This is a genomic window from Stieleria tagensis, assembly GCF_024129865.1.
Taxonomy (GTDB): Bacteria; Planctomycetota; Planctomycetia; order Pirellulales; family Pirellulaceae; genus Stieleria; species Stieleria tagensis.
Window position 1 is genome coordinate 15848 of record NZ_JAMYFE010000019.1, and the last position, 14915, is coordinate 30762.

Below are 14915 nucleotides of genomic sequence, written 5' to 3' on the forward strand. Positions count from 1 at the left end.
CTGAAGATCGAGAGGAATTGGGTGGAAAATCGAAGATCGGCGGAAGAAATGGAAGAATCTGCGACCATGAATGAATTCGTCGATTTCACTCAAGCAGCTTTTGGTCGCGATTCAAATAAATTGAAACGTTGTTTGGCGTGCGTTTGAACGGCCAACTCGTGCAACGCTTTGGCCATTCGACCGTTCAGATGATGTCCGCCACGGTAGGAAACGAATTTCCCCACCAACTCGACACCCGCCAGCGCCAAATCGCCGACCAGATCCAGGGTCTTGTGTCGCGCGCATTCGTTGTTGAAGCGAAGTTGATTGTCGATCGGCCCGTCATCATCAAACACCAACAAGTCTTGATAGCTGACGTGCTTGGCCACACCCTTGGCGTGCAAGGCTTGAGCCTGGCTTTGCGTGACGAATGTTCGTGCACCTGCGACGTCGCGACTGAATCGAATCGGTGTGCAGGCAAACCCGTAATTCTGGTTTGCGATCGGACCTTTGTGGTCAAACGCCAATTGGTAACCGAAGTGACTGACACCGGTTTGGATCGGCGATGCCGAGATCCATGATTCACCCTCGCGGAGAGTGATCAGTTGTTCGATCACCAGGCGTGGCCGTTGGGCAGCTTGGATCACAAGCCCCGCGCCGCAGAGCGCGTCGATGTAGGGTTTGCTGCTACCGTCCAGGCCAGGAAATTCCAGTCCATTGATTTCGACGATGCAATTGTCGATTTCCATGGCGTAAAGCGCCGCCATCAAATGTTCGATCATTTCGAACTGGGCGTTCCCACGCGATAGATTGGTTCGCAGGGTTGCATCACTGCGGTGTTCGACATGAGCCGGACAGCTGGGGCGGTCAGGCAGATCTGATCGAACGAGTAAAATGCCGGTGTCGGCGGGTGCAGGACGCATCACCACACACACCTCTTTCGCCGTCCAATAGCCACGGCCCTGAACCTCGCAAACCGAGGCGATCGAATGCTGGTTGCGCGATAAATTCACGGTAAGCCTCCCTGCCCAAAAGACCGTTGACATCCCGGGTCAGACCAAGGAACTGTCGGTGGAAAAGAAAAGCGACGGAGTTTGAGGTCCGTCGCTTTGATTGATCATTTGCTCGTGATTCGAGCCGGCATTGCCAGACTAACGTCGGGGTGCCGCCGCACCGGCCTGGGCGATTTCGTTCTTGAACACATTGTTCAAGTACGTCATCACGGTCGGGGTCATGTTCAGTGCATCGTCGTGGTAAACGATGTTCTTCATCACGCCGCGGATCACCGATTCACCTTGGGTTTGGTCCATTTCTTCGCTGTTGTAGCGAAGCACCAAGTTGATCTTGTTGTGTTTAGCGATCAGCTTCACACCTTCGGAGATCTTTTGATAGTTGTCAAAATAGATCCGTGCTTCGGCATCGGCTAGCTCTTTGCGTTTGCGAGCCATATCCAATCGCAGCTTGGAATCCATTTCCGCGAACTGCTCTTCCAAAGCGGAATACTCTGGACTTCCGGGCGTCAGCTGTTTCAGCTTGGCCGCGGTCGTTTTAAGCATTTCGCGTTTTTCTTTCAGCTCTCCGTCGTAAGCTTTTAGATCAGCTTCGACCTTTGCCACTTGTAGCTTGATACCTTCATGGTTTTTGAAGATAGAAGCGACGTCCACGACCGCAACGCGGTGCGGAGCGGTATCTTGTGCTGAAACGGTACCGGTCGACAGGCCGGCGCCCAACATCGATGCCAATCCGATGGCAATCCCACAGATTTGATGGCGAACGGTTCGCACTTTCGCTCTCCTTGCGTTTTTGAGTCGCACGTCCTTTGCTGTCAGCAATGAATCGAAGGAGATCGTTTCCCGTTCCGATTCGAAATGGATCCCCTCAGACATCCGTTGCCTGAAAGAATTCCACCGGTTCACTGACGTACCGAAATCGCTTCGGCTTTTGTTCACTGGTTTGGATTGTGGCAACCCACGCCAGCCGCGTAAAGATTGATCAGCCTATTTTCTAAGGTCGTTTTTCAAGCTTTCCGCGAAGCGTGATTTGGTTTGTTCCTCGACGGACCAGGATTTCGAATTCGTCGCCTGGCAAATGATTGCGGACCCACGACAACACGTCTGCGGTTGTTCGGATCGTTGATTTGCCAATGCGCTGGATTTGATCGTCGATTTGCAAACCCGCTATCGATGCCGGCCCACCCTCGGTCACCTCTGTGACCTGGACCACGCCGCTGCGGACAGAAATCCGAATTCCCAAAAACGCCGTCATCTGACGACGAATCTCGACTCGAGCATCCGTTTCCGCATAGCTTGGTCGCTGTGAACGCACCGCCAACTGGAATGCCACTTCTGAAACCATATCGGTTAAACGGGTTAGGTTCCCGAAATCGATTTTGTCGAAATCATCAGATGGGCGGTGATAGTCGTTATGCAGGCCCGTAAAAAAGAACAGCACCGGAACACCGACCCGATAAAACGATTGATGATCGCTGGGCCCGTATCCGCTGGCAACTTTAAACAAATCGAAACCAAATCCACGGTTGACCGATTCGACCAATGCATCCAGACCATCGGCGGTGCCAGTGCCGTAAATGGTCAATTCGTTGTCACGCAAACGTCCGACCATGTCCAAGTTGATCATCGCTACGGTGTTCTCGATCGGTAACACCGGGTTTTCGACATAGGTCTGGCTACCGACCAATCCACGTTCTTCACCGGTGAACCCGATGAACAAGAATGTCCGGTGTGACGGGGCAGTGCTCAATCGTTTTGAAAGTTCGCCGGCACACGCTAGCATTGTCGCCGTGCCGCTCGCATTGTCGTCAGCGCCGTTGTGCACCGCGATCGTCCCCGGTGCCATCGACGCATAACCGCCCATACCAACATGGTCGTAGTGTGCGCCAATCACGACCACTTGCGATGCCAACGGCCCTTTGCCAGGCAAGCGTCCGATCACGTTGTCGCTGACCGTTGCGGCCGGTTTCAGATCGACTGAAACCGTTGCAGTCACCTGGTCCAGCGCTCGGCTGGCCGGTTGATAGGTTTCGTCGATTTGCTTTTCAATCTGTTCCAGCCCTGGTTGGCCGGACGACCGCAGGAGTTTGTCGGCTAGATCACGTGCGATCGAGGCAACAGGGATCATTTTGGTTTGATTGGTTTGAGTCCCCGCTTCGCTCAAACCCAGTACGCCGCGCTGGGCTGAATCAAGATCAGCTTGCATCGCTTTGATCAGCTGATCGATCCCGGCGATCTTGGCTTCGGCCGCCGCACGATTCTTTACCGCCTCGGCAGGCAGGTCGACCAGCAATTTTGCGAGCGTTTGTTTGCGGTCTTCTTCTTGATCGATTCGCTGTTGTTCTTTTTCGACCGTTTGGCGTGTGCTGGCGGGGTCGTTGACGATCAGCACCGCTTTGGCACCATGCTCGATCGCGTTGGCAATTTTTGTCGCAAAATAGGCGTGGCGCGTGTTTTTGACTCCGTCAAACGGACTGTCGGGATCGCTGGAACCGGGTTCCTTTCTCAGCACCATGACGATCGAGTCTTGGGCATTGATCGATTGGAAATCGTCATAGGAATGAGTCGCTGATGTGATTCCATAACCGGCGAAAACGACTGGGCCGGTGACCGATCCGACTTCTTGGCCGATTGCCAGCGGCCCAAATCCGTCGCCCAATTTGGCGTCAATGGAATTCCCGTCGGCCAGTTGGAAACGGCACTGGTTGTTGTCAGCGCTGCGGACTTCGCTACCGATCGCGATTTTGACCGACTGAAACGGTTGGCCGTCAACCGAGTCCATTTGTAGGCCAATGCCGCGCATGCGATCGGCCAAATAGTCACGCGCGACGACGATGGTTTCGTCGGTCACACTGCGTCCCCGGAGTTCATCCGAGGCTAGGAACTGGATGTCATCTCGCAGCGAATCGGTCACAGTCACTGGCGGCTGAGCAATGACGGCACCGAGCCAGGGAACGAGCATCAACAGCAGTGAAAGCAGCGCAGAGAGAGCCGGGGCAGCGGAGAGTCTAAAGTACGGCATGCGCTAGTCTGTTCTGTCTGTTGTTTTGATGAGAGCCGCCTCTCTCGCCTGTTGAAGCTGCGTTTGGATCACAACCCGATTGGTTAATGAGCGTTTGCGTTTTTTCACAACCCGACGCGTGAGCGAGGGATTTGGCGTGTTAACGGAACCCCTCGCTCACGCGTCGGGTTAGGAAAACCAATGTCTCACGCAAAGGCGAAATTTCACAACAATCGCGGGAGGGGTAAAAGTCGTCACTCGCTGCAATGACGACACTAAAAAACTGCGTGGCATCCGCCCACAGGCGGTCGACTAAACCGTTTCCGCAGCGGGTTGATTACGGCTGACCAGCCACAACAGGATCGGGCTGGCAACGAAGATCGAACTGTAGGTACCGACCAACACACCGACAACCAATGCGAATGCAAAGGCGTGAATGCCTTCCCCGCCAAAGGCGTATAACAGCAGCACAACGATCAACGTGGTCAACGATGTCAGCAACGTCCGGCTAAGCGTTTGATTGATGCTGGTGTTGACCATTTCACTGGTCAGACGCGGTGCCTTGCCCTTGGTTTCGCGGATGCGGTCAAACACCACGATCGTGTCGTTCAACGAGTAACCGATGATCGTCAACAAGGCCGCAACCACGGTCAAGCTGATTTTGAATGGATCGATCAATAGGAATCCGAGAGCGTCGGCAACGTAGTAACTGATCGCGATCGCACCGAGAGTGATCAACACGTCATGCACCAGGGCGGCGACAGCGGCAAAGCCATAGACGACGCGTTGGAAACGGAACCAGATGTACAGAATGATGACCATCAAACTTGCGAACAGGGCCACCAAGGCACGTCCGATCATTTGACCCGCCACCCGAGCTCCGACGCTGCTACTGCTGACCCAAACCGGTTCATTGCCAAGCGACGTTTCGACGGCGGCCATCACTCGGTCAGCGTTGTCATTGCCCATCGGCAACGTGACACGCCACGCGGCAAACGGCAGACTCGAACCTACCTTCCACTTTTCCGACCCTTCACCGCTGGGAACCAATTCGACGGCTCGTTCGTTCAGTGGAATATTCAATTTGTCCGCGGCTTCTTTCATGCGTTTGATCAACGTGGTCCCACTGATCAGGGCATCCGTTTTCGACCCATCGACACCAAAGGTGATTTCGCGAACGGCAGACTCGCCGGCATCAATTGCCGGGGCATTGTCGTCAGCAGCCGGTGTTTCGGCTGGTGATTCTGTTTCCGCTGGGGGCTCCGTTGCGCTCTCTGCCGGCTGGACCGTATCCAACTCGATTTCGGTTTCGGTTTCGTCCTGCATCGCGGTCAATCGGATACCGTTGGTATCGGCACTGATCGCCGAGGTTTGCGCGGCACTTGGAGCGATGCTGATGTCGTAGGTCACCAGATCGACAGACGGTTCGTTGGCAAATGCCTCGACGACGCGAGTTTGCAAGTCTTCGACCGATTCGATCGACGAGTCGACTTTGTAGACCGTGCCTTCGTCGGCACCTTCCATGGTCACACCATTGACCGTGAATTGAACGGGCGAACCGTTTTCTTCACCGATTCCGGCGCCAACGATTCGTCGAATTTCTTCGGTGCTGGTGGTTTCATTGACACGAAACTGAACTGACGAACCACCGGCAAAGTCGATATCCAGAATGCCGCTGCCGCGGGCGACCAGCGAGGCAACGCCCACCAGCATCAAGATGGCCGAGAGCGTCAACGCAATCTTGCTCTTGCCGATGAAATCCAGCACACCATCACCCGAGAGGGATTGGCGGAGACTGTTGACACTGTCGGACATACTGAGAGTCAGTTTGTTGTGACGTTCGGCGATATCGAACAACGTGCGCGACATGTAGATTGCGGTGAACATCGAGTACAGGATGCCCAGGATCAACGTCACAGCAAAGCCGCGGATCTGGTCGGTACCAATCGCGTACAACACGATCGCGGTGAACAAGGTTGTCAGGTTGGCGTCGACAATCGTCACCGTGGCTTTGGCAAAACCGTTGCGGATTGCCATCCGGTCTTTGGCACCTTTCTTGATCTCCTCGCGAATCCGCTCGAAAATCAACACATTTGCGTCGACCGACATACCGACGGTCAACACAAGACCGGCCAATCCAGGCAGGGTCAGCGGTTGGTTGATCAATACCATGCTGGCCAGAATCATGCCCAGGTTCAGCACCAGGGCCAAGCAAGCGATCATGCCGGCGAAACGGTAGTAATACAGGATGAATAGCAGCACCAGCAGCAGGGAGACGCCGATTGCCATCACCCCTTTGCGGATGGTATCGGCACCCAGCGTGGCATCGATTTGATTCTTGGCGATCGGCTGTTTTGTCAGTGCCGCAGGCAGCTGGCCGGCTTTGAGCACATCGACCAGCGATTTGACTTCTTGAGTCGTGAAGTTGCCTGTGATTCGACCTTGCTTACTGATCGGTTGCAAAATGTTGGGTGCCGATAACAGGTGATCGTCCATCACGATTCCCAGTTGTCGTTGTCGATTGCCCTGCGGTGCGTTTTCGGTGGTCAACACACGGAATTTTCCGCTGCCCGCATCGGTCAGGTTAAACGCAACCGCTGGAGCACCCTGTTCATCGAACGTCGTCGAGCTAAACGCCAGGTCTTCGCCGGTCACGTCAATATTGGGATCGATGATCATCAGGATCTCTAACCCCGACATGTTCTGTTGGTCGACCCATTGGGCTTGTAGCAATTCGCCATCGCGACCTTGCACGCCCGCGGGCAAATCCAGCATCTCTCCGGTGTCCGGATTTCGCACGATGGCGTTGCCGACGTTGACGCGGAAGGGAGCGGTTTCGTCCGACTTGGTAACCGTTTCGCGGTCAACGATCGCCCAGCGTCCGACCACGTCTCCATTGACGTCTTGAATCACTTCATTCATGCGAATCGCACGGTCTGGTGAATTCGCTTGTTCTTCCGCCAGGTCGATCACGTGCTGGTGATCGGTACGGTTGGCGACGATCGCAAATCGCAAGATCCCGGCTTGCTCCAAGATCTCTTCGATCTGAGCCACTTCCCGCTGGTCGACTTCGGGAATGATGATTTCGATTTGCGAATCACCATACGGGCGGATCATGATTTCCCGCGTGCCGCTGGGATTGATGCGGTTGGTCAGTGGGCCGACCAGATCCTGCGATTTAATCGAACTGGCTTCCCCGTCGGCGGTGGGATTACTTTTGGACGGATCAATTTCATAGACCAGAATCGTGCCGCCTCGCAGGTCAACACCCTGTTTGGGTAGGCTCGTGCAGAGCACAACGATACTAGCGGTGATCGCAAACAGGACAAATCCGATTCGCGTCGAATGCGTCGGCATTTTCAGCTGCTTGGCCAAAAAACCGCCCAGCATGAACGGCAACACCAAAACGGCGATGGCACCGGCAAGCCATCCGAGCTGTGTCCAGGAGACACCTTTATCGGCTTCCGCTTGGGCAAGCAAGTTGCTGGGAAGCGCGTCGCCGATCCATCCGCTGATCGAAGCGAGATCGATCGTTGACATCAGATCGGTCAGCGGTTGAGCAAGTGAAAGGCAGTCCATCGTTGGTAGTTTCGCAGTCGAGGGTGGATGCATTCGGGGGCGAATGCAGATGTGGGAAGTGGGTCGCTAGGGCCAAATCGATTGGCTAAGGGCGACACAGTGAGTGTCCGGTGGATTCGGCGTCAGGCCAGATATATTGGTTTCACGAGTCGTCCTTGGAAGCCTCTTTGCTGGGTTTGTCGCTGACGACCGTCAACGCCCAGCGGCTGACTTTGACACGCAGCGTGCCGTTGTCATCTAGTCGAATCGTGATCACATCGCTGTCGCTCGGTGCACTGACGACAGTGCCATGCAGTCCGCCGCTCGTGATCACCCGGTCATTCTTGGTGATCGCTGACAGGCGTTTCGCTTCAGCGGCCTTGCGGCGGCGTTCCGGTCCGATCAGAGTCAAATAGAAGATCAACATGATCCCCGCGATCGGGAACAGCGGATTTTCCATCAACTGCAGGATCAACGGTTTGTCGCCAGCGGCTGCCGGCGCTGCATCGTCGCCCAGAAACAACTTGAAATCCCACAGCATTCCCACAATCGGGCGCAGGGACGTCATTAATTCGAATGAAGACAAACTGGCTAACAAGGAAGGTTCGAATTGAGTTAAAGGTTGGATCACAATCCGGACCAAATGGGTTCTAATCTGCCAATTCTGGGACGCCGCTGCCGCGTTCGAGGCAACGCTCGCCGATGACGTGATGGCATCGACCCCAGAAACGACAGTTTCCGGCAAGCAAAATACAAGTGCGGCATGATATGGAAGCCCAAAATTGGTCACAAGCCCAGCCAAGGGCGAAGTCGTCAAGCTTTCGCCACACTTTTCCCATATGGATGCCGCTCGGATGACAAATCAGCCCCTTCCTGATCGCTCCAGATTACCCATGCCCCCAGCGGGTGCTCGCCAGCGGCAGCCGCCTGCTGTGCCCGATTCGCCATTGTTTCCTGCTTGGCCGCCACAGTGGCCGGAGATCGCCGAATCGGTTGCAGAGTCGATTGCCAGCGGAAATTGGGGGCGATATCAAGGACCGGCCGCCGTCGAATTGGCCGACCAGCTTTGCCAATTGACCGCATCGAAACGCTGCCGATTGACCAGCAGCGGTTCGGTCGCAGTCGAATTGGCACTTCGCAGCGTCGGCGTTCTGCCCGGCGATCAAGTGATCTGTTGCGGCTACGATTATCCAGGAAACTTTCGTGCCATCGAGCTGTTGGGAGCCCGCCCGCTGCTGGTTGATGCCGATCCCGCTGGTTTTTCAATCGATCCCGGCCAGCTAGATGAAGTGTCGGACTCGCGTGTTCGAGCGGTGTTGGTGTCGCATTTGTACGGCATCCCCGCCCAGATCGCCTCGATTCGCAGCCTCTGTGATCGCCGGGGCTGGAAATTGGTCGAAGACGCCTGCCAAGTCCCCGGCATGTGGGTCGACGGACGCCCCGCCGCCGCCTGGGGCGACGTCGGTGTGTACAGCTTCGGTGGCAGCAAACCGCTGACCGCTGGAACCGGCGGGGCTTTGCTGACAAATGATGATTCAGTGGCCAGTAAATGGAACGTGTTGTTGGATCGCCCCAGCAACGCCATGCCTCTAAGCGAATTGCAGGCCGCCGCGCTGCTGCCACAACTGCTGCGTCTCGAGCAATGCAATCAAATCCGACACGAAACGACGCAGTTTCTGCTCAACGCCGTCGATTGGCTGCGGGATGCCGTCGGGGACCTGCAGCCAGTCTGTGGCGCCACCTGCTACAAATTGGCCGCCAACGTCAACGCCGCACCGGGGTCTGTCCCCGCAGGTGTACCGGGGTCTGTCCCCGCAGGAGCACCGGGGTCTGTCCCCGGGAGAGATCACGCGGGTGCACCGGGGTCTGTCCCCGGGAGAGATCATTTGCTGGCAATGCTTGTTGCGCGGGGGCTGCCGGTCGGCGCTGGTTATCGCTCGATGCACCGCAGCAGTGACCGTCGCTGTGGAAAAGTGGGACAACTCGGTCGCTGTCGGATCCTGGGCGAACAACTCTGCCTGTTCGACCACTCGATGCTGCTGGCGACCGGCGAGCAGCGTGAACGCCTAGCGGCAGCGTTGAAGCTCCCCCAATAACCCGCGCGATTGATGTCAAATGGTTGTTGGGGCTGCCCCTGTAATTACAGCGTGTTGAAGTTGCGTTTATGCGTCAGGCTATAGTTTTTGGTAACCCGAAGCATCAGTGTTGAAGCCAGCGCTAAACAGCCTTTTCAACTCAAATGACTCAGCAAATTGCTGCTTCGATCCCTTCACTCTCCCTTGGGAGAGTCGCATGCACTCAATCCCATCTCTACGCCAACGGCGTTCCATAGCTTAGCCCGGGGTCACTGCCGAACCTGCTGGAGGCAGGTTCGGCAGGAACCCCGGGTGAACTGCACAAGCTCCAAGCGGGCGAGTGAATTGCTAGAGCGCTGGCTTCAAAACGCGTCAGCGAGGGATCCCGTTGACACCCAAAATCCCTCGCTCACGCGTCGGGTTACCATAGAAACGCAACTTCAAAACTTACACTTCGCGTTTGCGATGCAATCAAACAGTCAGCGGCATTTAGCACCTGACCTGCTTATTCATTCAGAATTTCGCGTGAACGTCTGCTCGCGGCGGTCCTCGGGACGGAGCACCTGAATCGTTTCCAGTTCCGGAAAGTCCCAAAACGAATCGACCTGCTGCTGCGAGACGACCAGGTCGATCATGAACTGCTGACAATGAAATAGGCCCACCATGCGTTTCGCATCGGCGAGCGTGGGTTTGCCTTGAAGCACCAGCACGGATCGGGCCATTGGAATCGTTCGCTGATCAGCATCTTCCGGGGTCACCAGGCCGATCAGATAGGACTCGAGTCCCGGAACCGGTAGTCGGACGTTACTGAGTGTGATGCCACAACGTGGGACAGAGAGCAACGCGCCGAGTGCGGCAGAATCCAGCTTGGTATTTTGTATCGTCAAGTTGGAACGATCGGTTGATCGATCGTTCAGGCTGGCAATCGTGTCAGCCGTCAACTGAAACCCGTCCAGCGTGATTCGCGTTGCTGACAACGCCGCCAACTGTCGCATTTGCTGTTTCGTAAGTTCAGCACCACGAATCGAAAGGCTGGATGCGGACTTCAGTCGCGAAAAATCTCCCGAGTATTCATCCACGTTTTCAATGGTTAATTGATAGTCCCGCTGCAACTCTGCCAACGCATCTACGTCCGCTTGTGTGAGATCAAACAATCTGAAACGAAGTCTTGTCGAATCGACACCATTGAGCCAGCTGACCAGCTGCGGTGACACCGCTTGGCCGTCGCGGTAATACCGATTCAGTTCGATCCTGGACAACTGGGAGGGATCGATGTCATTGAATTGAATGGATTGAAACGCCCCCAGGTCACCGTCGATCGCTGTCAGCTCCGACAGACAATCAGGCCCAATTTGATTCACGATCCAAGTCGGCAACATCCTTCCATTCCGGTCTCGCTGCCACTCACCGAGCTGGTCCGCAGACCGCACGCGATACCCAATCGAACTTCCGCGCAAAACGGCAATCGACCGTTCTCGCTGAGCGAGCGGCCCCAAGAGTTGGATCGTAAGAAAAGCCAGTGAAGCGATGATCGGAAATGCAATCACAACAATCGCCAACGACATTTTCCCGCGATTGCGAACGAGCAAGCAACCGATGAATCCAACCGCCGCTGCAATCGCCGCAAGGGTGACCGCCAACAGTGGCAAACCGGTGACGAACAAGGTGACAAGATAGATGGGGACAAGCCCAGCAAGACCACACAGTCCGGGAACCAGATACCGCGGACGCGAGCGATCGGGTGACGCTGGATTCGTTTTCACGGACAGTGCCATGGGTCACGGGGTGTTGGACAAAGGCTCAGCATCGCATGATCAATAACCGCCGTAGCTGATCCCGCCAGGGTTCAGATTTGCACGGTAAAAGACTGAACCCTGGCGGGATCAGCTACGGTAAACTCGCCAATTGTTGTTCACGCGATGCTTAGGATGCGACGAACTCAAGAATCCGTATCGCGCTGCCACTGCTTTGTGGGTTGCTCTTGGGCGCGACACGCAATTTGACATCGTGTGGTGTGTCCTCCATCCCTGATTCCAACACGACGGTGCGAGGGTAATGAAGCCCTTTGCTGTAGCGATGGTAAAGGTCGACCGTTTGCCAGTCACCGCCATCCATTGAAAACTCGACTGCGCCCGCATCGGGGCCGGCAACCACAAACAAGCCAAATGCGGTCCCGGAAAACTGAACCTCCAATTCCGATCCCGGTGTTTCGCTGACGGTCAATGGACGCCCCGTGTAGCGGGGGCGTTTTGAACCGGGGATGTTTGACCAATCCGGTTCGACCCGCGACCAGCCACTGCCGAGTTGCACGGCTTGGTTGTCCAGGAATCGGCCACGGAAGAAACTGGAGGCGTCGATCGGTGCGGGTAGGTCAATGACCGGAGAGGCTTGAGATTGCGGGGAAGGAGAAGATTGCTGGGCCTGGGAAAACTGATTCGCATTGAAAACCTGTTCGATCAGATCGGCTGCGATGCGATTTCCGGCAGGTTTGGGGTGCACGCCGCCGTAAATTTTCCAGCTGGTTTTGCCGGCGTTGATCTGCTGGTTTAATTCGATCGCCACGTTGCAAGTGCTGATCTGGTAGTGCTGCGCGGCCTTTTCGTGGGCACCGATGCTGGTCGGCGTTTCCCCTTTGCCTGTGGTCGCCAGTAGGGACGGATTGACGAAGTGCGTCATCACGATGTCCAGTTCGGGATTGGCTTTTTTGGCGGCACGAATGATGCCTTCCATCCCCCGCACCGCGTCGGCCCGGCTGTGCCCGGCGTCCTGGTCGTCATTGACTGCAAATTCAACGAACAACAGGTCCGGGTGCTGGGAAATCACGTCACGTGGCATTCGGAACGCACCGGTGTGTGAGCAGGTCGATGCGATCCCGGCATTGCTGAAATGGAACTGGGTGTCCGGAAAGCGTTTTTGCAGCGATTGCATCACCATCGGCCGGTAGCCGTCCATTTCGGTGATCGATCCGCCCAAGAACACAACATTCCCCTGGCCGGTGGATGTAAAGACCTGACGGCTGTGATCCAAGTTTCCTCGAATTTTCACGGCTGCGGGAATGGTTTGATCGGCACTGTCGCAGGGCGCCGTCAAAAGGGTGATGGCCAATGACAGGACGGCAGCAAAACGGGATTTTCGCATGTTATTGACAGGCCGATGCGTGGAATTGACAGTGTCGGTTTGCCGCCGCAAACCGAACCTGGGATAAAAACGGATTGCCCAGATCGTAATTTCTGGGAACATGGAGGTGGTACCCAGAATGCCAAACGCGGCATTTCTCCGTTCGTCTACCTGAAGAATCGAGTGACCAATCGTATGGAATCACCGTTGATCGTTGTCGATGACAAGCACGTACCACTTTACCGAATCGTTTGGGTCGCTGACTTGCCGCATTTTTGTGGAGACGAGCAGTGTGAACGTGAAGGTGAGTATGAAATTCGTCTGGACGTCGATGATTCGTTGTGGACCAGCCAAAAGGGTCGCGATGGTGTGATCGAGTCACTGAAGAAATGGTGTGGCGATCCGGTCGACGACAACGACGAACCTTTCTAGTGGGTTTCCGGTCAGACCCAGACCAACTGCACACGCATCCTCATCGCATTCCCCAGAGTTTGTTTTGATTACGACTGAAGAACGCGTCTTATTTGAATCTCATTCTCACACGCCGCTCTGCAAGCACGCCGATGGCTATCCGACCGAGTACGCTGCGGTTGCCGAATCTCGCGGTTTGAAAGGGATTCATATCACTTGCCACAACCCGATGCCCGCTGGATTTTCAGCTGGTGTGCGGATGGCCGAATCAGAGTTCGACCAATACGTCGACTTGGTCGCTCAGGCCACGGATCAATGGCGCGGGCGAATCGATGTCGGTTTGGGATTGGAAGCCGATTATTTCGAAGGCTATGAAACGTATCTGGAGAAACAACTTTCGAGCACCGATTTTCAATTCGTGCTCGGTTCAGTGCATCCCCAGATCGCGGAGTTTCGCCGCGACTACTGGCAGGACGATTTGCTAGAAGTCCAGCGGACCTATTTCAATCTGTTGGCAAAGTCGGCTGAAACGGGTTTGTTCGATTCGCTGGCGCACCCGGATTTGATCAAGAACTTTACCAGCGAAGCCTGGGATCCGGTTGCGATTTTAGATGTGATTCGGCCGGCGTTGGATCGGATCGCTAAAACTGGCGTGGCGATGGAATTGAACACCAGTGGCGTCAATAAACGGATTTCCCAGATGAATCCGTTTCCCGACATGCTACGTGAGATGCAGATCCGTGGGATTCCGGTCACGCTCGGTGCCGATGCTCACACGCCCGGCCGCGTCGGGGATGGTTACGAGTCCGCGATGGAGTTGTTGCGTGCCGCCGGCTACACCCATGTCAATTACTTTTTGGGCCGCCAGCGTCAACCGGTTGCGATCAGCGACGCCTTGGCAGCGATCAACGCCTAAGACGCTTCAATGTCGATCGTTTTTTGCAGCGCGATCTGAAGCGGGCAACGAATCGCGTCGACATCACGTCCCTTGCGATAGGATTCCAACAGTCGGCGTGACTGCTCGGCCAACATCCGCCGCACCTCGCGTCGCTTGCCCTTGACGCGTGGGATTGACAGATTGTCGTAGGCCGTCGTTTGGTGTCGCATCCAAGCGATCACGGCCGATTCAGCACGCTGCTGAACCGGGATCCGCTGCGTCCGCGCGACGGTGCCGCTGCCGACGGGTGTGGCGTGGCGAGTGACCGCATCGGCCAATTGTCGCGAGACGTCTTGGTATCGATCATCGAATGCGAGAAACTTGATCACCGCGGATTCAAACTCGCCGACATATTCGGTTTGCTTTTTTTCGCGGCGGGCGGCATCGCTCTTTCGTTTCTTGGCATAGGCGTCGGTGGAACGCTCCGCGTCCAACGTCTGTTTGGCCGAGGCGATCTGTTGTGCATCCGCCCACACCCCCTGCGAAAAAACACGACGCCCCCGCTTTTGTTTCACCGTCCACGTTGGCCCCGCGGCTTTGACCCGGCGGGTCAATCCGGCATCGCCGGGCGGCAACAACCGCCAACCGTCGGGAACGTTCAAGATCGTTCCGTCCGCATCGATCACTTGGTTGGTGTTGGGGCCGGGAGAAACGGTGCGTGACTGATTGGGCATAGGACGGGAGAGTGCGAGTTTGCTCGTGAAGTCAACTTTGGTCTGGTATGATGCGATCGCACCACCCGGCGTTGCAAGGTGCTGTTGCGGCAACGCCTGGAGTGAATCGCCAGTCAGTCGCCAGTCCATCCCACCTTACAACCGCGTAGTGAT

General features: G+C 55.8%; 11 protein-coding genes. 3 read left to right on the forward strand and 8 right to left on the reverse strand.

The annotated features are described in order from the left end of the window. Positions 1–89: 89 nt before the first annotated feature. From lpxC to yajC, 5 genes are all read right to left on the reverse strand, one after another. Positions 90–992: a UDP-3-O-acyl-N-acetylglucosamine deacetylase gene (gene lpxC, locus NHH03_RS03045; RefSeq protein ID WP_253154268.1), complete on the reverse strand. Its 903-nt coding sequence runs from the start codon at positions 990–992 to the stop codon at positions 90–92. Between the two features lie 138 nt (positions 993–1130). Then, positions 1131–1763: an OmpH family outer membrane protein gene (locus NHH03_RS03050; protein ID WP_253154269.1), complete on the reverse strand. Its 633-nt coding sequence runs from the start codon at positions 1761–1763 to the stop codon at positions 1131–1133. 220 nt (positions 1764–1983) lie between these two features. Next, positions 1984–4011, reverse strand: a complete 2028-nt coding sequence (locus tag NHH03_RS03055; RefSeq protein ID WP_253154270.1) for a M28 family peptidase — start codon at positions 4009–4011, stop codon at positions 1984–1986. Positions 4012–4302: 291 nt separating this feature from the next. Next, positions 4303–7569 (reverse strand): protein translocase subunit SecD, encoded by a 3267-nt coding sequence (gene secD / locus NHH03_RS03060; protein ID WP_253154271.1) that lies wholly within the window; start codon positions 7567–7569, stop codon positions 4303–4305. Positions 7570–7711: 142 nt separating this feature from the next. Continuing rightward, positions 7712–8116: a preprotein translocase subunit YajC gene (yajC, locus tag NHH03_RS03065; RefSeq protein ID WP_253154272.1), complete on the reverse strand. Its 405-nt coding sequence runs from the start codon at positions 8114–8116 to the stop codon at positions 7712–7714. Positions 8117–8495: 379 nt separating this feature from the next. On the opposite strand from yajC, the gene NHH03_RS03070 reads away from it, so the two are divergent. Beyond that, a complete protein-coding gene (locus NHH03_RS03070) occupies positions 8496–9644 on the forward strand; it encodes a DegT/DnrJ/EryC1/StrS family aminotransferase (protein ID WP_253154273.1) in 1149 nt (382 codons plus the stop codon). Between the two features lie 488 nt (positions 9645–10132). On the opposite strand, the gene NHH03_RS03075 is transcribed toward NHH03_RS03070, so the two are convergent. Together NHH03_RS03075 and NHH03_RS03080 are read right to left on the reverse strand one after the other, a co-directional pair. Then, positions 10133–11386, reverse strand: a complete 1254-nt coding sequence (locus NHH03_RS03075) for a hypothetical protein (RefSeq protein ID WP_253154274.1) — start codon at positions 11384–11386, stop codon at positions 10133–10135. Between the two features lie 160 nt (positions 11387–11546). Beyond that, a complete protein-coding gene (locus tag NHH03_RS03080; RefSeq protein WP_253154275.1) occupies positions 11547–12761 on the reverse strand; it encodes an SGNH/GDSL hydrolase family protein in 1215 nt (404 codons plus the stop codon). A 15-nt stretch (positions 12762–12776) separates the two neighbouring features. Here NHH03_RS03080 and NHH03_RS03085 point away from each other — a divergent pair, with 15 nt between their 5' ends. Then, positions 12777–13172 (forward strand): hypothetical protein, encoded by a 396-nt coding sequence (locus NHH03_RS03085; RefSeq protein ID WP_253154276.1) that lies wholly within the window; start codon positions 12777–12779, stop codon positions 13170–13172. A 64-nt stretch (positions 13173–13236) separates the two neighbouring features. Beyond that, a complete protein-coding gene (locus NHH03_RS03090; protein WP_253154277.1) occupies positions 13237–14067 on the forward strand; it encodes a histidinol-phosphatase HisJ family protein in 831 nt (276 codons plus the stop codon). Here the strand turns inward: NHH03_RS03090 and NHH03_RS03095 are convergent. After that, the gene (locus tag NHH03_RS03095; protein WP_253154278.1) at positions 14064–14891 is read right to left on the reverse strand and encodes a DUF2293 domain-containing protein; all 828 of its coding nucleotides are present in this window, start codon (positions 14889–14891) and stop codon (positions 14064–14066) included. The genes NHH03_RS03090 and NHH03_RS03095 overlap by 4 nt on opposite strands. Positions 14892–14915 lie beyond the last annotated feature (24 nt).

Excerpts from the sequence above, each read along its gene's own strand:
- NHH03_RS03055 (WP_253154270.1), bottom strand. The coding sequence starts at position 4,011 with ATGCCGTACTTTAGACTCTCCGCTGCCCCGGCTCTCTCTGCGCTGCTT.
- secD (WP_253154271.1), bottom strand. The coding sequence starts at position 7,569 with ATGGACTGCCTTTCACTTGCTCAACCGCTGACCGATCTGATGTCAACG.
- yajC (WP_253154272.1), bottom strand. The coding sequence starts at position 8,116 with ATGACGTCCCTGCGCCCGATTGTGGGAATGCTGTGGGATTTCAAGTTG.
- NHH03_RS03080 (WP_253154275.1), bottom strand. The coding sequence starts at position 12,761 with ATGCGAAAATCCCGTTTTGCTGCCGTCCTGTCATTGGCCATCACCCTT.
- NHH03_RS03085 (WP_253154276.1), top strand. The coding sequence starts at position 12,777 with ATGCGTGGAATTGACAGTGTCGGTTTGCCGCCGCAAACCGAACCTGGG.
- NHH03_RS03095 (WP_253154278.1), bottom strand. The coding sequence starts at position 14,891 with ATGGACTGGCGACTGACTGGCGATTCACTCCAGGCGTTGCCGCAACAG.